Below are 20,624 nucleotides of genomic sequence, written 5' to 3'. Positions count from 1 at the left end.
TCTGTTAAAGATATATTTATAACACCTATCTCATATCGTTAATAATTAGAGATCGTTGCCGAAGGATTCTCCATTTTCAGTAAACGGTTGATAGTTGAACGTGGGATCCCAGAAATTACTAAATTCGAGATAGCCGTCTAAGAATGCTGGTATCTCATGCTTTCCACCTTCTGCCAATCTAACACCTGTCATTATTTGTTGGAGAGGCGGTGCTTCCAAATAAATCGCTAGAATTAGTACCTCGTCTTCTCCAAGTGATGATCGTGCCGCTGCAAAGTCCTTCTCAATTTTGTCATCAATTTGGAACCCCGTCATCTTTCGTGAAAAGAATCCTGGTTTGTCTATTTTCTCATCCAAATTCTCATATGTTACTTCAATCCAAACATTAGTTCCACTCATATTAACACGAACATCGAAATCAAGAGAGTTTGGTTTACTGCTGATTGGTTCGTGGAGATCTACCGCTCCTGTACCGTATACAAGACGTAGGTGATGGACTAATGTCAACTCAGTTATCATTGGCATGTTCTGTTCGTTTCTAATCATCCTCCCCCAAACCGCGTATCTGTCCTTGTCGAAATCGATGCTAGTGAGATATTGATTCAGAGTTTCTAAATCCCGCTGCGTGAATCTCTCATTTAATGCTCGTTCAACCTCATCAGCTTTCCCGACGTTATCTAAAAATGTGATGATATTCGGGAAATCTAACTCATCCATGTGAAGTCCGAGACATTCATGAGTAGTCATTCTTTGGGCATGATGTGTTCGTCCAGATTATGTCCCACCAACAAACGGCGGAAACGCCAACAACTCCTGCATGTACCAAACCGACATGATTGTCCCGAGAATGCACTAGCCACTCCGATGCAGAACAGCACCCCGATCGACGGCCAGAGCGAGCTCTCCCAGCAGCTCACGGATCTGAGAGAGTCCGCGATTATGAGCATTCCAATGAACGCGCTGTCGAGTGTGGAGAAACCCCTGCTCGATTGAACGTGTGGATCGACCCCGAGTAGGGAGTGGACAGCGAAGTCAGGCCCGACCAGACTCACCACAGAGATGATCGATGGGAGCACGAAGAGAACAGCCAGAAATCCAACTCGGAATTCCTTGTGACGATCCGTCCGAAGGCAGAGCAGGTACGTCAGCGGGACGATCACGCCGTAGGCAATCAGGTTTCCCCGAAGATGAGCCATCGAGTTATGACCGAAGCGTATGGGACTTTTGATAAAAAGAAAACATTCATTGTGCTTCCTTCTCACATTGAATAACATGCAAGCTTCTCATCCTACATCGATTACTCCTTATTTGTTCTATCTTCTTCCAAATTGGGGTAGATTAGAGAAGATACAGGAGTGGATTGATGAAATATCGAATTCTGGGGACAGAGTTGAAGTCAAGCAAGCTTCTGTTAGTACATCCCCGCCTAGAAACAGTCCATCGAGAGACCGGTGCTGTGAGGTTTTTGATCCAAGCGAATTAATTGAGGAAAAGCATGATGATTTAATTAAACGGGGTTATTCAATCGGTGAGGTTCCAGATGAATGCAAGCAATATGGAGCGGTTTGCTGTTGGAGGCCAAAATGGGAGGATTTTGATCGCTGTATCTGGCATGCGGAGACATATGATAAATCAGTAGACCAAATTGCTCAAGCACGGGATGATGAAGCAGATATTGCTCGTCCAAACAAACGAACGCTGTATAAAGGTCCTGACTCAGATACTTTTGATACTACTATCGATATCCGACTTGATGGTGCTTATCTACGCCGGTTAGAATTAGGAGATGAGGTCCCGCTTGGTGGATGTGTGCTAATTGGTGCAGATCTTGGAGGATCTTCTATAGGGGATTGTTATTGTGCCCAGACAGTATTTTTTGGAGCACGACTGACGAGAGCCACATTTACCGATACAAACCTCAGCGGAGCTCAATTCCAAATCTCCGACTTAGTTGAATCAGAATTTAATGGAGTGAGAATGGTGCATGGTAACCTTTCGTACTCCGCAGTAAATAACGCTATATTTTCAGATGTGAGTTTTGGGGCTAAAGATGTTAATTTCCTCCATGGAGATGCAAGAAATGTCGAATTTAGAGATAGTGTTGTTAATAGTTGCTTTTCAGGCAGTCCACTACAAGGGGCTTCATTCCAAGATGTTTCGCTATCATCTTCAAATATTAATAATTGTGATCTTGAAAAATCAGAGTTCATTCGATGTAACCTTGCTAATGTAGATTTCCGAGGTTCTGACCTTTACCAGGCACAATTTCGAGAAAATCAGCTTGATGATGAAACTGACTTTGGAGAGAGATGTTCATATGAGGCGGTATCTGATTGGAATGTGGAAAATCATGCCACTAAATATTATAAGCAGTCAGAACTAATAAAAGATATCTCTCAACGGGATTGGAAGTCAAAGCTGTGGCTGTCCATACGTAGGTTGAAGAATCGGTCGAAGAGGGATAGTGTTGAACTTAGTAAGGCAATTTATACTTATCGAGCAATCCAACGGATACTACAGGACAATTATCTCTTAGAAGATGTTTCTACCTACTTTGTAAGGGAACAGAACGTGAGGCGGAAAATTGCGTACTCTGAAGGCCATTACTGGCAATGGATGAAGCTCGTAATTCACCGTGGAGTTTCAAATTATGGTGAAAGCTGGGTACGAGTAGTGGTGAACTCTCTATGTGTAATCCTTGGATTTGGGCTAATATATCCTCTAATTGGCGGCGTTTGGCAGTCACCCCAATCAGGTGCGTTTCATCAAATGTTTTTTGAATTACCATTTCGTCAAGTAATAATCTCCGAGCCGATTAGAGTAATATGGATTAATCTCTATTTCAGCCTGGTCACATTCACTACACTGGGGTATGGTGATATCCAACCGGCAAATAGTGTGGTACAAGCATTAGCCAGTCTTCAATCACTCATAGGAGCTTTATTGATAGCTTATCTGGTAGTGGTATTAAGCCGTCGCAGGATTCGTTAGCAATCTGCAACTCTAAAACCAATATATTTATATAGCAATTACTAGTCGGTGGTCTCTGACGTCTAACGAGACAAAGAGTCATAGCCGGTTTGGTTGGACGATAGTCGCTGCTACGTCGATTAGATTTTCGGATCCTATTTATAAAATATTTATGATTTTCATTCCCGTTTTCAGCTCTATTGAAGGACAGTGCTTTAGTCCGGGATTTAGTTATCTGCCCGGTGTTCGTCCAGATAATGTTGTTGGTTGAAGTAAAACACGATTACACCTTCTGTAGCCGCTTATAGAGATAATACACAGCACATATCATACCCATCATACCAACCAGCAGCGGCCAAGCACGCATCAGTTTGACACCGCTCTCCGAGCGACGTGTCGACGTCAGATTGAGAGACATGAAGCACGAGAGAGAGATCACTCCCAATAAGCTTGCGATAGATCCCAAGTCTGGGTTCTCATGGAAGTATGTCGGAATATTCTGCGGTCTAAGCTCCCTAATCCGATGGGTTTTCTTCCTTCTTAGTCTATTTCGTCCTCACCAGCCAAGTCAGCTGGCTCGATATCGGTATGTTTGAATTTGGTGTTGAAGCGTTCGTCAACATCTCCAGCTTTTGCTTCCACGACACTGGCGATCACCGCATGAACACCGTTGATAACCGGATGGGGTTCGAGAAACTGAACCCGAAGTAGCATGTTTGCCTGTTGAACCGGCCTATCCGATCACGTAACATTCCGAATCGCGATCGAATCATCCGGAAAGATGTCTCGTTCCTCAATCTCATCGATATCCGGGAGGGCGGTTGTCTCTGCACTCTTCGGAGAGATATGGAGCTGAACCTCGACAAATCCTTCTCGTTTCACAAAAGGGATGTATTTGTAGAGGTATCGTGGAAAACCAGGTTTTGCAGCAACGACGTTGACGGCAGTGAACTCTAAGTCCGCATCATTAAACACACGAAAGTCCGCATATGTTTGTCTGACAGCTTCTTCGATTTCTGTCGGTCGTCGGAAATGGGTTGCTTTCCAACTAAAGTAGGTGATTGTGAGACCTAGGAGTGAAATGAGTAGTCCAAGAGTCCAGTTCATTTAGTCATACAGTTTCTACTAGAAGCTCTTGAACTCAATTGGTTCACACTGTTGGCGACGATCCATAGAATATAGCTGATGAGTCCAGCTTTCCATGATGTTCACTATCGGGATCAGTCTCGGAAACGTAGACCAGTACTTCGTCGCCCGGTTAGTAAGGGTCACTCGCTGGCTGAAGCACGTCCTGCATCGATACTCGATATTCTATGTGGTAAGATTTTTATCAATATCGGACTCTCCATGGACCTCTATACCTAATACCCAATTAAGTAATAAATTTGTATAGTTATTTTCGTGATTTCAGTTTCAAAGTTAGTCAGTTTCGCAAACAACTTCGCGAAGTTCTTCTAGTAGGTCAGAATGGTTCTCTTCCAAAATTTCGACATCCCTTGTCAGTTCTTCGTTGATTTTACGCCTAACTCGAGATACTGCTTGATAATGCCGATCTGTTTTCTCCTCTTTTTCTAATAATTCCCGTTCCGAATCAGTGAGTATCGCGCGACGTCGAGGCATCTCGTATTTCAGTGATTTAGTAGCCATTGCATTATATGGTTGGATTCCAAGACCCATAAATCCCATATTAGGCAACCTTCCCACAATTGGGAAGTATTAAGTACATGGGTTGCCATACTTGACAATAGGAGCATGGGATACCTCAGAAGATGAGGTTGGTGCTGGTGACACCTTCCCCGTGCTTCGCTGGAGACCAACGAAGCATGACTAGCAATACCCTTTCCGTAGAAAAACGCATCGACTACCAACCACCCATACTCGGAGGACACGACTAATGGCGTCCTTCGACGAGAAACCCAACGGCGGTGTCCTCTCCCTTGAGGCCCACCTCGGCGAGAAAACCTTCCACCCCGTCAAACGCCTCGAACCCACCCCCGACACCGCCGCCCAGGACCCAGACCAACCCACGCCCGATACCGACGAGCCAATCACTCGCGCGTACCTCGTCGAACTCCGCGTGGGCTTCCAAACCCGAACCAAGACCACTGACCAAGAGCCCTACCTGTACTGCATTTACGCCACGCCGCACTGCCAGCAATTTTTCGAACGTCGTTGCCCGATTGAGTACGGCGAGGAGGGCTTCCAGATCCCCGAGGATACCGACACTTACCGCTCGGTCGTCACCACCAAAACGGGCAACCTAAACCTCCCCTCGACGCCACCGGGCGAAACCCACGCAGAAACCCGCAGGCACTACCAGCGTATCCTCAAACGGTGCTACGACATCGACGCCTCCACTCACACCACACCAACCGAGGTGCGCGCGTAAATGCACCCCATTGAACGCCCTCTCCACAGAGCGACAGCCATCGGAGGTGATGGTCGATGACGCGCACGTCCACTTCGATCACCCCCGAGGAGATCGAAGACACATTCGAACGCTGTCCACGGTGTGGAACCTACGCGGTGCAGATCACCGACTCCCATTACTGTGACAGCCGGTTCACAAGCAACCTCTCCGATGCCGAACGCGATCAGCGCATTGCTGCCGACCCTTATCCTGGCGATGAGACGGTTGCCATCGTCGACCAGCATGCAGGCGACGCCGTTGCCTATCATGAACTCGACGCGGACAACCACTCGCTCTGTACGCTGCAGACCGACAACCCACTCGCCTATTGCACTCGTGAAGCGGCACAAGACGATCAGTACGCACCCTGCCAGCTCTGTCAACGCCTTCGCCAGAAACGGGAGGCCGAGCAATGACCGACCGAAGTACGGTCCTCGCCCTAGAGTGTACGGACCCAATCCAGATTCACACGGAGAAGCGGACGCTGACGGGTATTGTCTATCAGTGTGAGCACTGCGAACCCGAACTCTCTTGTCGTGGCCCCGAGCCCGGCGAGCACGTCTTGTACGTTGCGACACCAACCCACGACCTCTACCGACTGCAGTACGCCTACTACGACGAAATCGAACACACCAAAACCAAACTCGAGCACTACGATCTCTCGCCGACTGGTCGATACACCTGGCTTCGGACGGGTGCGCAGGTCGAGTGCATCACCAACCCGACGGGAGGTGAGCAGGCGTGAACACCGACGAGCATTCGATCGTTCCCAAACCACTGAATCCACGCAATTCAGCGATACTCGTCCAGCAGCTTTCGCCCGGTGATCGCGTTCGCATTACGACGACTGACTTACCACGAACAATTCTGACGGTAAGAGAGACACACCCACTGACGAGTCAGGCACCACAGCTAGTGCTGACGGCTCCGCCGATCACCACGACGGCACAGGACGAAACGCAACAAGCCATCTACCACTGCACTGCCGGTCACTCTAATTCGCCGATGACTGTTCTCGAGTACACGCACACCGCTACTGACACGACCGCCCGCTGTATCGGTTCGCTCACCACCATCGCACACTTCCCGCGGCTCTCAACGCCAACAGAGGACACGGCGGTCACAGCGGGGGTGGCTGCCAATGAGTAACACCACTCCGTCCGGAGCGTCCAGTGCTCTCGAAAACGTCTCGGTCACCGACCTCGCCAAGCACGTTCAGTCGCTCACCGACCGTGTTGACGACCTTGAGCAAGAAGTCGCCGAGAAAGACGAGCGAATCGCAGATCTCCGTATGAACTTCGAACAGAAAACCACCCGGATTGAGGAGCTTGAGCAGCGCATCGAAGAGCTAGAATCGTCTGCAACCGCAGCACAATCCCACCGAGAGGCAATTGCCCGTAAGACACAGGCCTGTGATGAACGCATCGACGAGCTGCAAGCACGCGAGTTCGAGAAGGGCGCACATTTGCTTGCCGACAACGTTGAAGCCGATCGTATCTCCGTCAATGGAAGTACTCTCGAGCGTATCACGAAAGACGACGGCAACACCTACTTCCGACTTCCTGGTGAGGAAGACGCACTCGGTCGCGGTGGTGCAGTCGCCCATTCGACGGCTGATCTACTGCCGATTCAGCGATTGGCTCGCTATGACGACGAGATGTTGGCGTCAGTAACTAACCGCAAACCCGACGAACTTGCAGGCAAGGTATGGCGCGAACGCGATGAGGCCGGTCGCTATTCACTCTGGTCGAAAGGGAGTGGTGAGATCCGTGCCTATCTCGATGCCTCAAACCTCGCCGAGTGGATTCGTCTGAAAGAGTCGGGGGTGAGCAAGAAGTACAGCCAGGAACTTGCTCGGCGGACCATGGACGCAATGCACGAGCTCTCGAACGGACGTCTTGGAAAGATCAAACGCCAACGGTCCAAAGACGGATTGAGCTACCAGGAGACGCGTCTCGTGTTGAAAGCTGATGTCGAGCTTCCCGGTGAGGTACCGAACAGCGACACGGACGAGAGTCCGGCCACAGACGGGGTTGCTGGAGAGTAGCGTGGTCGGGACGAAAACACGCCCGAGAGGGACACGAATCTAACACGAATACCATCACGAACGCGGAATTGGACGTCTCGAATTGACACAGTTTGGGACTGACGCGGGACGGCTACTCGTGAGTACGGCAGTTGTATCGGCAGCTATCGGCTCAAAGCCAGCGGGAGGGGGAGAGCTGGGACCGGCCACCGTATTTGTGGTCGGAACGGACGACACGCGGGACTCCCGGACTAGAATGCGACAACAGAGTTTTCCCGTTCGGCTCACAATGTACACACATGAGTTCTGATTCAGGGGAGAAAAAGCGAGTCCAGTTCCGTGCCCCCGAGCGGCTCGTCCAGCAAACAGATACGCTTGCCACCGTCTTAGAGACGGACCGGACGACAATTATTCTCTCGGCACTCCGAGATTACCTTCGCGATGCCGCGCATAACGACGAACTCAAACAAGAAATCGCGGAAGCGTTCTACAGTGACGATATTACGTTCACAGAGTTGAAAGAACTCGTCGGCCACGAAGAAGCCGCCAACTTCCGGATTCTCAAAGAACAACTCGAAGACGAATTCATTGACGCAACCGCCGAGGAACTAGCTGATTCGTAAATGCAGATCGTTGCAGACACATCTGCTCTCGTGAGCCTCGGCACGGTCGCCCATCACACGTGGAACCCACTCGACCATCTCCTTGCTACCCACACGATTATCGTTCCAACACTGGTTTTCGATGAGTTAGGAGAGACAGCAGCATACGATGATGCATCAGGACAGGGTGCAGCACAAATTCTTGACCGACGAGAGACCTTTGACGAACGGGCTGTCGACCTTGACGATTCATTTCCCCTCGACGAGGGCGAGAACGCCGCAGTGACACTCACAAACGAGCTTAACGCGACGCAATTTCTATGTGATGAGTTTAATCGTCTTGCCCTCATCCATGCGTCACTCGTGGATACTCGCCTTGTGACAACGCCGATGCTACTCGTTGCGCTCGTGCGAAATGAGATCGTGTCGCCGACTAATGCGGAGTCGTTACTCGATGAAATGAGCACTGCCCGCAGTTGGTCGAAAAACACCTATGTACAACGTGCTAGAGCGGTTTTGAATAGCCAGTGACTTCCTCGATTCGTTTAGCTCGAATACAGGCTGCCAACTCTGCGAGACGGTTCAGCGTTCGGAACAGAATACCGAGCTGGTCAACTTCCGCGAGAAGCGAGCCGAGAGTCAGCACGTTGAGGACAAGTACCTCAATGTCCTTGAGCACGCAAAGAACGTCGCACAGACGGATGACGTGATGGTTGCCCGACTCGGCTATCGAGAGGTGGCAACGCACTATGGCTGTGCGTACAAGAACGATGGCTATCGCGTCATGGAAGAGATGGCCGAGCGCGTTCCTGGTGTGACCTACAAGGAATCACGGACATTGTCGGTGGACGACGCGATGGGTGTCGGTGGCCATCACATCGAGATCACGTTCGCGCATCCCGACCTCGCCGGGTGGATGCGAGCCCACGAAGCTAACGTAGAGATCAACTCTAGAAAAGCGACCGTCGGATGAGAGCATGGTCGTGTGTTTCAATAGCTTCCTAGAAATCGTTGGCAGCCGTATACATCGGGCCCGATGTTTTGCATAGAACGTGTTTCCAATGTTAGCGTCAGACGTTCCTCCGCAAAGCATTTGGTCGCTAACCGTCGGTGCTCTTCTTGGCCCTATTTTGTTAGCCATACTTCTTATTGAGTCTCATCTATAATGATGAGGTCAGTATGACGCACAATGGGCGTCAAAAGTGGAAAGCTGTCCTGTCCAATCCCGACAATCAGGAGATACTGGCTGTTCTTGAAGATGCCTCACGGCCGCTCCATCTGAACGAGCTGGTCGAACGGCTGGTGAAACAGAACGAGACTGTGATGAGCTCCGATGAGTATGAGCATTACCTCAAACGGAAACAAATCACTCTGTACCATAATTCTCTCCCGAAACTCGCGGATTTTGGATTTATTAATTACGATCAAGAGGCGAACATTGTTACGTCTCGGAACGACGCCATAACAGATATTGACTGGTACGAAGAAGATCTGTTTGCCGAGTTGTTAGCGCGGTTTCAAACTGATCGGCAGTCCGACGAGAACTCGATTGGAACTCTCGAAGGCCGTCAGGCAGCACTCGAGTACGGGAGACAACTTGCCGACGAGGCAGAGGAGGAACTGTTTTGCATGTTCGTCAGCACCGATCTGCTCGAAGAGAAGTGCCTCTGTCACGCAGAAGATGCCATCGACCGGGGCGTGGAGATATACGTGGGTTCGCAAAATCCTGATGTCCGCGATCTCATCCGGAGCCATCTGCCAGACGTCACCCTCTGGGAACCCCAGCGTGGGTGGTTAAACACACCATCAAGGTATCCAAAGGTCGGTCGGCTGGTTCTCGTCGACCGCCGAAAGGTCATGCTCGCCATTCTGGATGAACCGAATTCCGATGGCAAGCACCCCAAGGAGACGGTACTGGTCGGGAAGGGCAAGGACAATCCGCTGGTCGTCCTCGTTCGGGAATTGCTCGGTCCACGGCTTGATCATCTTGACTACCAGAGCGCAGATTTTCAAAGCGGACTCCATTCATAATAGTAACATGCTATTCAACGAACTGTAACGAACCCCAGTAACTAACCTGCCAACCAGGCCCCTGAAATTACCTACGAAATCAGGGCAAGTGAACTGCCGAGTGAAGCCGTCGGTCGGGCAATTACGGCCCTCACGATCACACCAGTGATCGAACTCGACTCACTTTACGACGTGGTAGGTCACAGTCATCTTGGCGCCTTTTCCGCGAATCAAGCAGCTGAGCCATCCACGAGGAGAGGTCGGTGATATTCTGCTTCAACGGGTGTCACGTTTCTGTGACAAAGGAGACTGTCGTCGTTCGAGGAAATGAATAAGCTATCGGATGACATGCTGAATGAGAGTCACTCAGCAAACCATCACAACACTCTCTCAACATTCGTCGTAGTTGTTACGGGAATGCAACCTGGATCAGTTGAGATTAGGAGAAACGGAGAGTTTGGTAACAACTCAATTGCTCAGGAAACTTGAAAGCCTCTACTCTCTGCAACCCTTCATCGTATCTATCTGTCGTCGGTCTCGATCTCAACGGCCCCGTCACTCGAGACTGTCACCCAGTATCCTGCATACTGAAACGAGATTTTGCCGTCTGGACGAGAGGACCCGTCTGCTCGAGACGCAAAGAGTGACTCAAGTGCTTCCGTGTTAATCGCATTGTATAACGGTTCGAGTTCATCTACTGACTGTCCGTCTGCCTCTGCAACCGTAGTGATAATTCGTTCAGTGAGTGAATCAGACATTCCAACTGTTGTCTGTCTACTCCCCGTGGCTGGTGAATTCATTCCCATCTGTCCCTCCTGTAAGAACATCCACCTTGCGTTGGCAAGGTGCTCTTTACGGGATGTTCCTGCTAACTCGCTCAACTGGAGCAGCCGGTAAATAACTAACGGGACAATATTGTACTTTAGCGCCCAAAAATGATCACCAAGAGGATGTACCGCTAAATCTTGTCCACCTAGTTACTCTCGTTCTTGATGCCGGCACATCTCTAAGAGTATCTCAAGACGATCACTGCCACGATAGCGAATGGTTTGACTCCGCGAATCGTACTCAATCACATTGTGATCAGCCAGCTTCGGTAGGTGGCGTTGATGGAGGTTTATTCGAAGACGTTTGTGGGTTATAGCAACGTCTTGCGCAAGTCTGTTAACGAGTGCTGAGAGCGTGAGTGTCTCTTCATTCATTGTCGAGAGGTGATAGAGGAGATAGCGACGATGCTGATTTGCAAGTATCTTAAAAAGTGTATCGAACGAGGGGTTTGATGAATGCGGAGAGTCATTAATCATTGTCTAGTCACTAGATTAGAGGGCCAATGGACGTCAGTGGTGGTGTGTCTGATCGTGATTGCCAGTGTAGTAGAGGCTAATCTCTGATTCCGTCTGCTTTGTTCCTGTTATCGTACTAGTTTTTATTACTTCTCCTACTTAGAAACTATGAAAGAGGTATGACTAAAGAAGGGACAATACGATCGGTAAAATCAATTTTTTGGGATACTGACAGAATATCTTACTGAAGACGTTTACTTCGATCGTCAGCTGAATGACCGTAAACTCGAGTCAGTGTACTGTCCTAACTCTTCCTCAATATCCGACTCACGCCACCCGAGCGGCGATAACACACTCGCTGCTGCCCGAATCAGCAACTCCCGATAAAACCCAGTGTCATACTCGGTCAGCTCCTCGCTTGCCAACAGCACCCGCTCACGCGACTGCTTGTCATCGTCCACCACAATATACGACACGCTCTGACCAGGCGCACGCCCCAACCCTAAATCAGCCGCCCGCTCTAGCGCCGCCACACTCCGCGTCGACTGCGTGTAGTCCTCCCGCTTTTTCGAAACACGATTCGTAATTACCAACTCATTCGGGTCAACCGCTCCACGCTCAAGCCGATCAACCCACGACCGCAGTTCCTCACAAACTGCTTCCGGATCACGATACGCATCCACCGCTCGAATCAACTCCTTTTGCGCCTCATTGATATACGAGGGCGAGCTTCGCTGCCGACACTCGATCCCCCGATATTTGTACTCGTCTTCACCAGCCACTTTTCCGAAGTACTTCGTCAAGGCACCGGCATCCGAATCACGTAACGGCACAAATGTTATCCAGTCGTAGCGGGCTTCGTGTTCGAGCCGAATCTCGACCTGCTCGGAAATTTCCTTCGTAAGCGCAGACAGCGACGTCTGTTCTTCGCCTTCAATCGGCGTCACCCACACGCTATCGACGATGCCATGCACAATACGCCAGCCATGCTCCTCGAGCACTGCTTTCGTCTCCAACAGAATCTCCCGAGCATACGCATTGATCGCTTCGTGGCACTCGATCCGTCCGAACTTCGCGTTCGAAAAGCCCTGATAGCCGAAACAGGAGACTAGAATCCACTTGATCGCACTGGATTGGCCTTGCAATTCCTCGCGACGCTCTTCATCCTCAGTCGCTCGAATCTTGGCTTTGATCGCATCCCGATCCTCGATCAACGGCTCAAGCACATCGGGCAGATACCCTCGCTCGTCACAAATCGAGTAGTCAATGCCCGGCACGTCCTCCCTCTCAGCATGGCACTCACACCGGATTTTCTCGGGACTCACGTTCCGCGTTACGATGATATTCGGATACAACGAGGAAAAGTCGAGTTCGTGAACGTCCTCGTGCAGGCCGACATCCGGTGCAAAGGTGAACCCACCTCGGTCGGCATCGTGCAGCTGGCGCATCGTTTTGAACTTCTCATGCCGCCACGAGTGCCACGGGACAAGCACTTCCCGTTCACGAGCTTCCTGTATCTGAATCCCGGTCAGAATGTTCCCGATCGACGACCACGCCAACTCCTGTAATGGCTTGCCCGACTGCTCAACGAGATACAGACAGCCGTCGAGATTCGTTTGATTCCACATGAACGTATTCGAGCCGTCGATAATCACCCGACCGGGGAGATTGTAGCGTGCTGGTGAGTGCCCGACTTGCCCATAGCTTTCGTAGGTTGATTCACCTGCTAATTGCTGCCACCCTGGACGTCGCCCAAGCTGGAACTCTACGTCGAGCCGATCGGCTTGCTGGAAAAGGACGGGAATGAGGTCGCTCGTATTCAAGAAGAGTACATCCGGATCAACCGACTCCACACGAGCCGACAGCGTCGTTAACACGTCTGCACCACTCCCAGCCACCACCTCATCGTCGATCGTGAGCTCAGTAACCCTCTCACTCGCGAGTTCCGTCTCCGAGACGGTAATCTTCATCTCCGAGAGTGCGTGGGTCGGAAGCGGATCAATCCTCTTTTCCAGACAATAGCGGAACTCTCGCGAGAAGTCGACGTTGTAACACCGATACTCACCAGGCGAGCCCCACTTACTCACCATTCGGGCCACCGAATTCACCGCATTGAGGTCAACCACATCCACCCGAAGTACTTGCTCGGGGTCGTGGCGAAAACTCACGCGTTCATCAACCACGGCAACCCGAACAACAGCAGGATGGTCACGAAGTGCAGCACGTGCCGTCGAAAAATCGCCGTCACCGTGCACAGAGACGTAAATTGTCGGCGTGTACGATTCGTCGACTTCACACTCCACCCCCGTCTCAGTCACCGACCATCTAAGCACGTCGCCATCGACGGAGTCGATTTTGTACACCATGACCTCATCCCTGATCGTTCAGATCGTCCTCTATGTGATCAAGCCGATCAGCCAAGTCGTCGATTTGGATCTGCTGTTCGAGCAGGATCGAGATTAGAATCGGCGTCTCGACGAACAGAGGCTTGTGAACTGTACTGGGATCGGTATGCAGCTGTGCGTACTCTAGGAGTCGATCAAAGACTGCTTGGTCGGTCGGTCGAAGTGCTCGTCGATACTCGTCCCATCCCGTCGTGATTTGGCTAGTATGGCTCATTGCAGGTAAACACGACTACCGAGGGTCCCTTAGGTAAGCCAGGGCCGCTTCCGAATATTCCAATACAGGAAATGTCCATGGAAATGGGTGTGAGAACTGGTCGTGCTGGCCACCCACTATGAAGTAAGAGTCGAGGTTCTATTACCGCCAGTTTGGAGCGAATCTGTCCGTCTCTCTCCAGAATGTTCTCTACGAGATGAGTCTCAAAAAGGCCGGTAATGCTGGTCGTCAGTAGTTCGATTGAATTGTTTCCAATTGGAGTTTCCGAAAACCTAGTTCCCACCAACGCTCACTGGGAGAAAGGCAAGGAAAGCCGACCGCAGGGCTCTCACAACCAACCAGACCGTCAGCGTCGCATGATAGCGCCGGGGAGTCGCTCTGGCCAGGTGTGAGAGCGCAGTTAAAGCATTGGACGGTAGGATAAAACGCGTTCCGGTAACACAAATGCTGATTGTAGTAACCCGCACACCCAAACCGACGGTACTAGTGAGTACGGCAGTTGTATCGGCGGTTATCGGCGACAAACCAGCAGGAGGGAGAGAGATGGTACCGGCCACCGCATTTGCGGTCAGAAACAAGGGATCACCTCTGTCGTCGACTTCCTCCGAGTGGAGGACAAAAGTCCGAGATAGTCTACTCAGACGAGACTGGTGATGGACACTGACTATTGAGTCGTGAGACGGTGCAGCTGAACGTGCGACGGGAGAACTTATTTCGATGCCCGCATAGTTTGTTGAGTCATATCATGGCAGAGAATGATACCACCGTCTACTATGATGATGATGGGACTCTATCGGACCTTGAAGACCGAACAATTGCGATAATCGGATACGGGAATCAAGGACGTGCACAGGCACTGAATCTTCGCGATAGCGGTGTCGAAAGCATAATTGTAGGGAATCGAGAAGACGCCTCGTGGAGCCGTGCTCAAGAAGACGGATTTCCTGTCTATCGAATCCCAAAGGCGTCATCGAAAGCGGATATCGTGTTCATGCTGATTCCAGATGAAGTCGCACCGGACGTGTACGAAAACGCTGTCGAACCCGATCTTGACGAGGGCAACGTAGTGATTTTTGCGTCTGGTTACAATATCACCTATGGATTCATCGATCCAGATGACGGCCTCGATGTGGTACTGGTCGCACCGCGAATGATCGGGACGATGGTCCGAGAACTATACATCGAAGACCGCGGGGCACCAGCATTACTAGGGGTTCACCAAAATCCGTCCGGCGATGCAAAAGAAGTTGGACTCGCGATTGCAAAGGGTATCGGTGCGACGCGATCGGGTGTCGTTGAAAGCAGCTTCGAAGTAGAGACAAAGACCGATCTCATGACCGAGCAGGCGCTTTTTCCAATCTTCGTGAGTGCCATGATGAGTAAATACGAGATCGAACTCGAAGCGGGAGTTCCACCGGAGGTCATCATGCTCGAACAATCACTCTCCCGTGAAATGGCCTACATTTTCCAAAAAGCAGCCACCCAGGGGATCATCGAGCAACTCTCACTTCACTCCCAAACCAGTCAGTACGGCCAACTGCGGGGAATCGATGCGTTCGACCGTCAACCCATCCAAGAGTACATGCGTGAATGCATGCACCGAATTGAGAAAGGCACATTCGCGACCGAGTGGACCAGAGAGCAACAGGCAGGTTATCCAACACTCGACCACCTCCGAAAGAAGTACGAGAAGACGGAGATGGTGGAGGCCGAACAGCAAACACTCGATGCATTTGGTCTACGCGAAGAAGGAACGAAAGACGAAGATTGAAAACCAACTACGGAACTGATGAGCTCCAGACCGGAAGGGAGTACGGTTACAGAAAAGCGAACGCTCGAACGGATGATCCTCCGGTATCCTGGAAATTAAGCGAAGGATAGAAGAAGTACGCTCGACGACTTTTGGCGTCGAGCACCTGATCGAGGACAAGCGACTGGAGTGAGCCAGTCATGCGCTCGTCGGTTTCGAGCAGTGTAATGCCGGGGGTGAGTGAGGGAAGTTCTGGGGATGTTTGGCGTATCACAGATAATATTTCTCCGGGATTTCAGATCGGCAAGCCAGGGTCGCTTCCGAATATTCCGATACATGACATAGCGATAGTAATTGGTGTGGGTGTTGGTCGTGCTAGTTGCCACACTGGAGAAAATCGGGGATCGGTCAATCGCTACTTCCGACCAGTGCACGTCATCGGTAGAAGCCCACCGAAGAACCCGGAATATCTCGAAACATTTGGCCAAGTTGAGTCCCACATTCTATTCACCAAATCCGGTGAAGGGGAGATGATTTTGAATGACTTGGTTGATGAGTTTGTAGTGAAGTTCACGCCGCCCCTGTGGACTGTTTAAAAGGAGTTGTAGATGGTTTGATCCGTCTCAGCTGGCGCAATTGGACACGAATCTACCGCAGCCAATCACGATTAGAAAGCCCGACACTGATAGTGGAATCCGACACGCTCCATCCGTTTCCGATTTGGCTTTCCGAAAGTCCGGTTCTCAACAGACAGGGCACTGGATAACAGACGTACTCAACCCGTCGGGAAAGAGGCTAGGAAGGGAGAACCACTCTCACGACCAGCCACGGCGACACCGTCGGGTGATGACGCCAGACTGTGTCGTCGCGCTGGCCTCTGGTGAGAGCGTATCTCCACCAACGGCATAGGGGATAAAATAAGTTCGTCAGACATTATTTGATTTTATTATACTATCCCCTCAAGCAATCCCATATAACTTTTATTGGTCTCGGTTTTAGTATTGTTTTCTTTCGATTGAGTAAATTCTGCGGTAAGCGGCCGTTACTCAACTATTTGGAGAACAAATGGAAAGTATGAACAGCGACACAATAAGAACGAAAACGACTAGCTGGTTCGGTTCCACCACGGAGCACTCGGGACCGAGCCCACCACCCCAATACGCACTGGTCGCCTCAAAGACGATTGATCCCGAAGCATTGGGTTCGGAGCTTGTTGTTGGTGTCGTTGAGGCACTTGTTGAGGTGATCGAGCCGGCAGCTGGCCAAACCACACTCTCATTGTACGAATACGTGAACCCAGATGCACTCGAAGACATCATCACAGCAAGTACGGAGAAAAAGAGTGATGTCGAGGTCCGATTCACGGTCGAGGACTATCTTGTCACCGTCCGCAGTGACAATACCATTCTCATCTACGAACCGATTAGAGCACAACGCGAAACTAGTGGAAATCGATATCCGGCTAGTTGATCACGAACAGTGATTCAGTCTGCTATTTCCCACCTACGTTGAACCTCACGATCAAGACGGCCCTTGCTATTCAGATCCGTAATCAGTGAGTCGGAGATTTCCGTCGACTTCGTAGAGATGGCCCTTGTTATACAATCGTTCGATGATATCTTTGGCAGCAGGCCGCTCAAGATCTTCTTTCTCGGCGAGAACGGTATAGGCTTGCTCATAGGTGAGTTCACCACCGGGTGGGATTGTGCTCGCGAGTGCCTCAAGCGCTTCTTGCGCAAGTGGTGTAAGTGGCGACGTCCCATCTGAGACCATTCGTGGTACCAAATTCGAATGCTGAGCAAGTAAACCCTCGGACAGAGTCCAGTCGTGACACCCTTTGGCTCATTATGACAAGGGGAGTAAGTAGACGCCATGGGAGGATAGGGTGGGATGAGTACGAGAACCCACGTCGTCTGCTGGGTTACGTTGACTGCACTCGACGCTTGGTACCCGATGGATAAAGACGTCAGCCAACCAGAGCGGAAGTGAAACTGAAGACACGAGAAGACTCGCGACCCCCACGCTCCTCACCAACAACGCCGAGCCGAGAGCGCATTCACCAAGGCGAATATTCTTGGGTTAGTATACTATACTAACCACCAATGCCCAACAAGATCAAACGGTCCGGCGATGGCCTCGCTCTCCAAGTCACAAAGCCTGCCCGAGCAGCTGGGCTCGTTGAAGAAACCGATGATGAAACCACCTCTCTTGCAGACGTCCGCGTGTTTGCATTCGACGGCCTCCTCCTCGTCGTCGACATCGACCGCATCACCGACGAGAATATCGTCGAACTCACGACCTCAGCCGCCCGCGATACAGTTTCAATCCACCGAGTAACAGACGCCTCACTCCAAATCGCAGGGAATGGCTATCAAGTCCAACTGCCAGGTGCTGCAGATGCAGGATTCCACGTCGGTGATCGAGCGCCCTGCACATCAGTGCCGAATCTGCTCGTGATTGCAGCGGAGGGATCGGAACGTGTGGCGGCAGATATAGCGACGATCCGATGAGAACAAGTGTAAACAATCCATCCCACAAATACGAGGTTCCGACCTCCGCTTGAAAGGATAGCTACGCGGACCCATCGCGAAAGCGCTCAATCGGCACTGAGGAGACCTCATCATAATCGTCATCCCCACCAACGAGGAGTGTTGCGTCGAGATGTGTTGCGGTCGCAAGTGCGAACGAATCGCCCAGAGCAGGATTGTACTCGAGAATATAGTCGGAAGCATCCATCCACACCTGATCGACATTGGTTGGTTCGATGCCAAGGTCGTCGAGCCACTCGAGATATTCGTCAGCCGTCGCTCGGTCGTACTTCCGGGCGAGTGTATACCGAACTTCGGTGAGATTCACACAGCTGGCGTATCCAGCAGTCTGCTCGGTAGCAACTGCGTTGAGATACTCCTCAACGGCTTTGCTTCCAGGTTCATCGTCTGCATGGGCGATCAACGGCTCAGCATCGAAAACGACGCGATCGGGACTCGTCATTCGTTTTCGGATGAAAACTGGGCTTCGCGATCGTCCCGGTCTTGCTCGCGTTTCTCACGGAGAATCTCCGTTGCCGGCGTGTCGGTGGTCGCGTCACTACGAGCGGCGAATCCGCGCATTTCACTGGGAGAGCGGACGTGCTCGACGATGACGGTACCATCGTCAGTTTCACGGAAGAGTACCTTTCCCGGTGCATTAATTCCAAGCTTGTCGCGGAATCGCTTTGGGATGGTTGCTTGGCCATGTTTCGAGACAGCGACCACCTCCTTTTCAGAGTCATCTGGCTGTTCTGATTTACTCATCATTCATAGTCTAGTGGCTATTCATAGGTAAGCCTTTCTCTTACAGCGGACTTCTGGAGGAGTCCACTGCGGTAGCGAAGAAACACGTAGGAACTGGCCAATTTCCCCTGAATAACCACTATTCGTTTTCAATACCGAGAAGATCCGCCAACTCATCTAAATCTCGAGATTCTACATCACCTAGCTGAGCCATCCCTAATTCGAGAAGTGGTACGAGGAAGTCTCGACTCTTCTCAAGGTCGATTCCACGCTTTCGGCCAAATCGATACTCCAGGTCTAACCACGTGCCATGAAGCTGTTCATACTGGTCGGGTCGAAGATAGACCATTTGACTTTCCCGCTCTCTCGTCGTCAGTTTCCGACGCTTATTCGCCTGTTTGTCTTCATCGCCTATGCGCCTATTCGTATTAGACGCCTGTTCATCATCACCGTCTATTCGACTATTCGCCTGTGCGTCTTCATTATCTGTCTGCCTATTCGTTTCAGACGCCTGTTCGTCTATCTGACTATCCGCCTGTTCATCATCGTCATCGTCTGAGTTTCCCCACCGACCGGACAACTCCTCGGCACGATTATCAGTCATTCAGCAGCCCTCCCTTCGAGATCTGCAGCAATGTCATCAAACACGCCCTCCATATCACACTCCTCATCGTGTTCGAAAATCGTTCGACCGGCCATCTGGGCTCGTTGGAGAACTACTCGCTTCCGGAGTTCGTAGACGGGGACGAGTTCACCAAATACCGTATCAAACCACTCGATCATCTCATTGCTAACCCCATCTTGGCGGACGTCATTAGCGACGACCCCAACGGGCTGAATACTAGCTTCGGGAAACAGCATTTCGAGCGAGTCGATTTGATCACGTAGGAGTTCGACAGCTCGCTTACTCGTTCCCTTGGTTTCCGCCGGAATCAGCACACGCCCAGTTGCCAGAAGGGCGTTGTCAGTAAGTGCACCCAGTCCAGGAGGGCAATCGATGACGATGAAGTCATAATCAGTGGAAAGATTGTCGAGGGCCATCCCAACCCGTCGTTCTCCCCCTTGTGCATTCTGCAGATTTGTCTCGGTATTCTTCGACGTGAGAGCCACATTGCTGGGAATGACGTCGAACTCGGGGGCTTTTCGAACTAGTTCATCAGCTCGAGAGATTTTGTCGAGGTCGAGGAGTACGTCATGGAGCGTGAGCCCATTAGCGTCGTACGCGTCCGGGATGCCTACTGATTCGGTTGCATAGCCCTGAGGATCGAGGTCGACGAGAAGAACGTTATTGCCCCGATTGGCGAGCGCGCCCGCTAAATTCACAGCAACAGTCGTTTTGCCGGTGCCACCCTTCTGGTTTGATACACTAACACTATACGCCATGAATAGGCGTCTGTACGGAATTGATAAATAGGTGCGTCAGACGCCTATCCGAATATTCGACTATTTGAATTTGTGAATAGGCGCATGTTCATCCGAACAGATCGTCAGGATTGGGAGCGTGCAAGAGTTAATATGGTTACTAACAAACGGATGCGATTCTCGGCTACGAGAAACGGAATTTCAACCCCGAGATTTCACGGAAGAGAACTACACGATTCTAATTCCCCCACCCCCCGCATTTCACGAGAGTTGACGATGAGACACCCCCCAGATTTCACGAGTGTTTTATTGTAGACGTG

The 20,624-nt window shown here is 51.0% G+C and carries 27 protein-coding genes; 14 read left to right on the top strand and 13 right to left on the bottom strand.

What is annotated here, in order from left to right; genetic code table 11:
- Positions 1–45: 45 nt before the first annotated feature.
- Positions 46–717 carry a hypothetical protein gene (locus LIX00_RS23310; protein ID WP_227357294.1) on the bottom strand — a complete coding sequence of 224 codons (672 nt, stop codon included), beginning with the start codon at positions 715–717 and terminating at the stop codon, positions 46–48.
- A gap of 147 nt (positions 718–864) precedes the next feature.
- Here LIX00_RS23310 and LIX00_RS26035 point away from each other — a divergent pair, with 147 nt between their 5' ends.
- A complete protein-coding gene (locus tag LIX00_RS26035) occupies positions 865–993 on the top strand; it encodes a hypothetical protein (RefSeq protein ID WP_255679375.1) in 129 nt (42 codons plus the stop codon).
- A 279-nt stretch (positions 994–1,272) separates the two neighbouring features.
- Positions 1,273–2,991, top strand: a complete 1,719-nt coding sequence (locus LIX00_RS23305; RefSeq protein ID WP_227357293.1) for a pentapeptide repeat-containing protein — start codon at positions 1,273–1,275, stop codon at positions 2,989–2,991.
- 519 nt (positions 2,992–3,510) lie between these two features.
- Here the strand turns inward: LIX00_RS23305 and LIX00_RS23300 are convergent.
- The 3 genes from LIX00_RS23300 to LIX00_RS23290 all read right to left on the bottom strand — a co-directional run bounded on the left by LIX00_RS23300 (position 3,511) and on the right by LIX00_RS23290 (position 4,590).
- On the bottom strand, positions 3,511–3,684 hold the full coding sequence (locus tag LIX00_RS23300; protein WP_227357292.1) for a hypothetical protein: 174 nt from the start codon (positions 3,682–3,684) through the stop codon (positions 3,511–3,513).
- Positions 3,685–3,711: 27 nt separating this feature from the next.
- Positions 3,712–4,077 carry a hypothetical protein gene (locus tag LIX00_RS23295; RefSeq protein ID WP_227357291.1) on the bottom strand — a complete coding sequence of 122 codons (366 nt, stop codon included), beginning with the start codon at positions 4,075–4,077 and terminating at the stop codon, positions 3,712–3,714.
- A 312-nt stretch (positions 4,078–4,389) separates the two neighbouring features.
- Positions 4,390–4,590: a hypothetical protein gene (locus LIX00_RS23290; protein ID WP_227357368.1), complete on the bottom strand. Its 201-nt coding sequence runs from the start codon at positions 4,588–4,590 to the stop codon at positions 4,390–4,392.
- A 274-nt stretch (positions 4,591–4,864) separates the two neighbouring features.
- Between LIX00_RS23290 and LIX00_RS23285 the strand changes: the two genes are divergently transcribed.
- The 9 genes from LIX00_RS23285 to LIX00_RS23245 all read left to right on the top strand — a co-directional run bounded on the left by LIX00_RS23285 (position 4,865) and on the right by LIX00_RS23245 (position 10,039).
- Entirely contained in the window at positions 4,865–5,359 is a 495-nt protein-coding gene (locus LIX00_RS23285) for a hypothetical protein (RefSeq protein ID WP_227357290.1), read from the top strand.
- Positions 5,360–5,415: 56 nt separating this feature from the next.
- The gene (locus LIX00_RS23280) at positions 5,416–5,796 is read left to right on the top strand and encodes a hypothetical protein (protein ID WP_227357289.1); all 381 of its coding nucleotides are present in this window, start codon (positions 5,416–5,418) and stop codon (positions 5,794–5,796) included.
- The gene (locus LIX00_RS23275) at positions 5,793–6,125 is read left to right on the top strand and encodes a hypothetical protein (protein ID WP_227357288.1); all 333 of its coding nucleotides are present in this window, start codon (positions 5,793–5,795) and stop codon (positions 6,123–6,125) included. Before LIX00_RS23280 ends, LIX00_RS23275 begins: the two co-directional genes overlap by 4 nt.
- Entirely contained in the window at positions 6,122–6,529 is a 408-nt protein-coding gene (locus LIX00_RS23270) for a hypothetical protein (RefSeq protein ID WP_227357287.1), read from the top strand. The genes LIX00_RS23275 and LIX00_RS23270 overlap by 4 nt, the downstream gene beginning before the upstream one ends.
- Positions 6,522–7,427 carry a DUF8008 family protein gene (locus tag LIX00_RS23265; protein WP_227357286.1) on the top strand — a complete coding sequence of 302 codons (906 nt, stop codon included), beginning with the start codon at positions 6,522–6,524 and terminating at the stop codon, positions 7,425–7,427. Before LIX00_RS23270 ends, LIX00_RS23265 begins: the two co-directional genes overlap by 8 nt.
- 278 nt (positions 7,428–7,705) lie before the next feature.
- On the top strand, positions 7,706–8,029 hold the full coding sequence (locus LIX00_RS23260; protein ID WP_227357285.1) for a hypothetical protein: 324 nt from the start codon (positions 7,706–7,708) through the stop codon (positions 8,027–8,029).
- Entirely contained in the window at positions 8,030–8,539 is a 510-nt protein-coding gene (locus LIX00_RS23255; protein WP_227357284.1) for a PIN domain-containing protein, read from the top strand. It abuts the gene before it with no gap.
- 178 nt (positions 8,540–8,717) lie between these two features.
- Complete coding sequence (locus LIX00_RS23250) at positions 8,718–8,981, top strand: hypothetical protein (protein WP_227357283.1); 264 nt, start codon at positions 8,718–8,720, stop codon at positions 8,979–8,981.
- Positions 8,982–9,187: 206 nt separating this feature from the next.
- Positions 9,188–10,039 carry a DUF7344 domain-containing protein gene (locus tag LIX00_RS23245; RefSeq protein WP_227357282.1) on the top strand — a complete coding sequence of 284 codons (852 nt, stop codon included), beginning with the start codon at positions 9,188–9,190 and terminating at the stop codon, positions 10,037–10,039.
- 500 nt (positions 10,040–10,539) lie between these two features.
- On the opposite strand, the gene ddfA is transcribed toward LIX00_RS23245, so the two are convergent.
- From ddfA to LIX00_RS26560, 4 genes are all read right to left on the bottom strand, one after another.
- Entirely contained in the window at positions 10,540–10,776 is a 237-nt protein-coding gene (gene ddfA, locus LIX00_RS23240) for a DdfA family disk-determining factor (protein WP_227357367.1), read from the bottom strand.
- A 219-nt stretch (positions 10,777–10,995) separates the two neighbouring features.
- Positions 10,996–11,322, bottom strand: a complete 327-nt coding sequence (locus LIX00_RS26400; protein WP_438267123.1) for a DUF7344 domain-containing protein — start codon at positions 11,320–11,322, stop codon at positions 10,996–10,998.
- A gap of 245 nt (positions 11,323–11,567) precedes the next feature.
- Positions 11,568–13,667, bottom strand: a complete 2,100-nt coding sequence (locus LIX00_RS23235; protein ID WP_227357281.1) for a type B DNA-directed DNA polymerase — start codon at positions 13,665–13,667, stop codon at positions 11,568–11,570.
- Between the two features lie 4 nt (positions 13,668–13,671).
- A complete protein-coding gene (locus LIX00_RS26560) occupies positions 13,672–13,920 on the bottom strand; it encodes a DUF8156 family protein (protein ID WP_497007356.1) in 249 nt (82 codons plus the stop codon).
- A gap of 745 nt (positions 13,921–14,665) precedes the next feature.
- Here LIX00_RS26560 and ilvC point away from each other — a divergent pair.
- Together ilvC and LIX00_RS23225 are read left to right on the top strand one after the other, a co-directional pair.
- Positions 14,666–15,691, top strand: a complete 1,026-nt coding sequence (ilvC, locus tag LIX00_RS23230) for a ketol-acid reductoisomerase (protein ID WP_227357280.1) — start codon at positions 14,666–14,668, stop codon at positions 15,689–15,691.
- A 1,053-nt stretch (positions 15,692–16,744) separates the two neighbouring features.
- The gene (locus LIX00_RS23225) at positions 16,745–17,140 is read left to right on the top strand and encodes a HalOD1 output domain-containing protein (protein WP_227357279.1); all 396 of its coding nucleotides are present in this window, start codon (positions 16,745–16,747) and stop codon (positions 17,138–17,140) included.
- A 66-nt stretch (positions 17,141–17,206) separates the two neighbouring features.
- Here the strand turns inward: LIX00_RS23225 and LIX00_RS23220 are convergent, their stop codons facing one another.
- Entirely contained in the window at positions 17,207–17,443 is a 237-nt protein-coding gene (locus tag LIX00_RS23220; protein ID WP_227357278.1) for a hypothetical protein, read from the bottom strand.
- 329 nt (positions 17,444–17,772) lie between these two features.
- On the opposite strand from LIX00_RS23220, the gene LIX00_RS23215 reads away from it, so the two are divergent.
- Positions 17,773–18,180: a hypothetical protein gene (locus LIX00_RS23215; RefSeq protein ID WP_227357277.1), complete on the top strand. Its 408-nt coding sequence runs from the start codon at positions 17,773–17,775 to the stop codon at positions 18,178–18,180.
- Between the two features lie 61 nt (positions 18,181–18,241).
- Here LIX00_RS23215 and LIX00_RS23210 read toward each other — a convergent pair whose 3' ends face one another.
- The 4 genes from LIX00_RS23210 to LIX00_RS23195 all read right to left on the bottom strand — a co-directional run bounded on the left by LIX00_RS23210 (position 18,242) and on the right by LIX00_RS23195 (position 20,325).
- Complete coding sequence (locus tag LIX00_RS23210) at positions 18,242–18,661, bottom strand: PIN domain-containing protein (protein WP_227357276.1); 420 nt, start codon at positions 18,659–18,661, stop codon at positions 18,242–18,244.
- Entirely contained in the window at positions 18,658–18,963 is a 306-nt protein-coding gene (locus tag LIX00_RS23205) for an AbrB/MazE/SpoVT family DNA-binding domain-containing protein (RefSeq protein ID WP_227357275.1), read from the bottom strand. Before LIX00_RS23205 ends, LIX00_RS23210 begins: the two co-directional genes overlap by 4 nt.
- Positions 18,964–19,081: 118 nt before the next feature.
- Positions 19,082–19,546 (bottom strand): DUF8160 family protein, encoded by a 465-nt coding sequence (locus LIX00_RS23200; protein WP_227357274.1) that lies wholly within the window; start codon positions 19,544–19,546, stop codon positions 19,082–19,084.
- A complete protein-coding gene (locus tag LIX00_RS23195) occupies positions 19,543–20,325 on the bottom strand; it encodes a ParA family protein (RefSeq protein ID WP_227357273.1) in 783 nt (260 codons plus the stop codon). The genes LIX00_RS23200 and LIX00_RS23195 overlap by 4 nt, the downstream gene beginning before the upstream one ends.
- Positions 20,326–20,624 lie beyond the last annotated feature (299 nt).

This window comes from Haladaptatus salinisoli (assembly GCF_020614375.1).
Taxonomy (GTDB): Archaea; Halobacteriota; Halobacteria; order Halobacteriales; family Haladaptataceae; genus Haladaptatus; species Haladaptatus salinisoli.
The sequence above is the reverse complement of the archived record's forward strand: the minus strand, read 5'-3'. Positions and strand labels throughout refer to the sequence as shown.

Coding starts and splice junctions, on each gene's coding strand:
- LIX00_RS23310 (WP_227357294.1), bottom strand. CDS start 717: ATGGATGAGTTAGATTTCCCGAATATCATCACATTTTTAGATAACGTC.
- LIX00_RS26035 (WP_255679375.1), top strand. CDS start 865: ATGCAGAACAGCACCCCGATCGACGGCCAGAGCGAGCTCTCCCAGCAG.
- LIX00_RS23305 (WP_227357293.1), top strand. CDS start 1,273: ATGCAAGCTTCTCATCCTACATCGATTACTCCTTATTTGTTCTATCTT.
- LIX00_RS23300 (WP_227357292.1), bottom strand. CDS start 3,684: ATGCTACTTCGGGTTCAGTTTCTCGAACCCCATCCGGTTATCAACGGT.
- LIX00_RS23295 (WP_227357291.1), bottom strand. CDS start 4,077: ATGAACTGGACTCTTGGACTACTCATTTCACTCCTAGGTCTCACAATC.
- LIX00_RS23290 (WP_227357368.1), bottom strand. CDS start 4,590: ATGCCTCGACGTCGCGCGATACTCACTGATTCGGAACGGGAATTATTA.
- LIX00_RS23285 (WP_227357290.1), top strand. CDS start 4,865: ATGGCGTCCTTCGACGAGAAACCCAACGGCGGTGTCCTCTCCCTTGAG.
- LIX00_RS23280 (WP_227357289.1), top strand. CDS start 5,416: ATGACGCGCACGTCCACTTCGATCACCCCCGAGGAGATCGAAGACACA.
- LIX00_RS23275 (WP_227357288.1), top strand. CDS start 5,793: ATGACCGACCGAAGTACGGTCCTCGCCCTAGAGTGTACGGACCCAATC.
- LIX00_RS23265 (WP_227357286.1), top strand. CDS start 6,522: ATGAGTAACACCACTCCGTCCGGAGCGTCCAGTGCTCTCGAAAACGTC.
- LIX00_RS23260 (WP_227357285.1), top strand. CDS start 7,706: ATGAGTTCTGATTCAGGGGAGAAAAAGCGAGTCCAGTTCCGTGCCCCC.
- LIX00_RS23255 (WP_227357284.1), top strand. CDS start 8,030: ATGCAGATCGTTGCAGACACATCTGCTCTCGTGAGCCTCGGCACGGTC.
- LIX00_RS23250 (WP_227357283.1), top strand. CDS start 8,718: ATGGTTGCCCGACTCGGCTATCGAGAGGTGGCAACGCACTATGGCTGT.
- LIX00_RS23245 (WP_227357282.1), top strand. CDS start 9,188: ATGACGCACAATGGGCGTCAAAAGTGGAAAGCTGTCCTGTCCAATCCC.
- ddfA (WP_227357367.1), bottom strand. CDS start 10,776: ATGTCTGATTCACTCACTGAACGAATTATCACTACGGTTGCAGAGGCA.
- LIX00_RS26400 (WP_438267123.1), bottom strand. CDS start 11,322: ATGATTAATGACTCTCCGCATTCATCAAACCCCTCGTTCGATACACTT.
- LIX00_RS23235 (WP_227357281.1), bottom strand. CDS start 13,667: ATGGTGTACAAAATCGACTCCGTCGATGGCGACGTGCTTAGATGGTCG.
- LIX00_RS26560 (WP_497007356.1), bottom strand. CDS start 13,920: ATGAGCCATACTAGCCAAATCACGACGGGATGGGACGAGTATCGACGA.
- ilvC (WP_227357280.1), top strand. CDS start 14,666: ATGGCAGAGAATGATACCACCGTCTACTATGATGATGATGGGACTCTA.
- LIX00_RS23225 (WP_227357279.1), top strand. CDS start 16,745: ATGAACAGCGACACAATAAGAACGAAAACGACTAGCTGGTTCGGTTCC.
- LIX00_RS23220 (WP_227357278.1), bottom strand. CDS start 17,443: ATGGTCTCAGATGGGACGTCGCCACTTACACCACTTGCGCAAGAAGCG.
- LIX00_RS23215 (WP_227357277.1), top strand. CDS start 17,773: ATGCCCAACAAGATCAAACGGTCCGGCGATGGCCTCGCTCTCCAAGTC.
- LIX00_RS23210 (WP_227357276.1), bottom strand. CDS start 18,661: ATGACGAGTCCCGATCGCGTCGTTTTCGATGCTGAGCCGTTGATCGCC.
- LIX00_RS23205 (WP_227357275.1), bottom strand. CDS start 18,963: ATGAGTAAATCAGAACAGCCAGATGACTCTGAAAAGGAGGTGGTCGCT.
- LIX00_RS23200 (WP_227357274.1), bottom strand. CDS start 19,546: ATGACTGATAATCGTGCCGAGGAGTTGTCCGGTCGGTGGGGAAACTCA.
- LIX00_RS23195 (WP_227357273.1), bottom strand. CDS start 20,325: ATGGCGTATAGTGTTAGTGTATCAAACCAGAAGGGTGGCACCGGCAAA.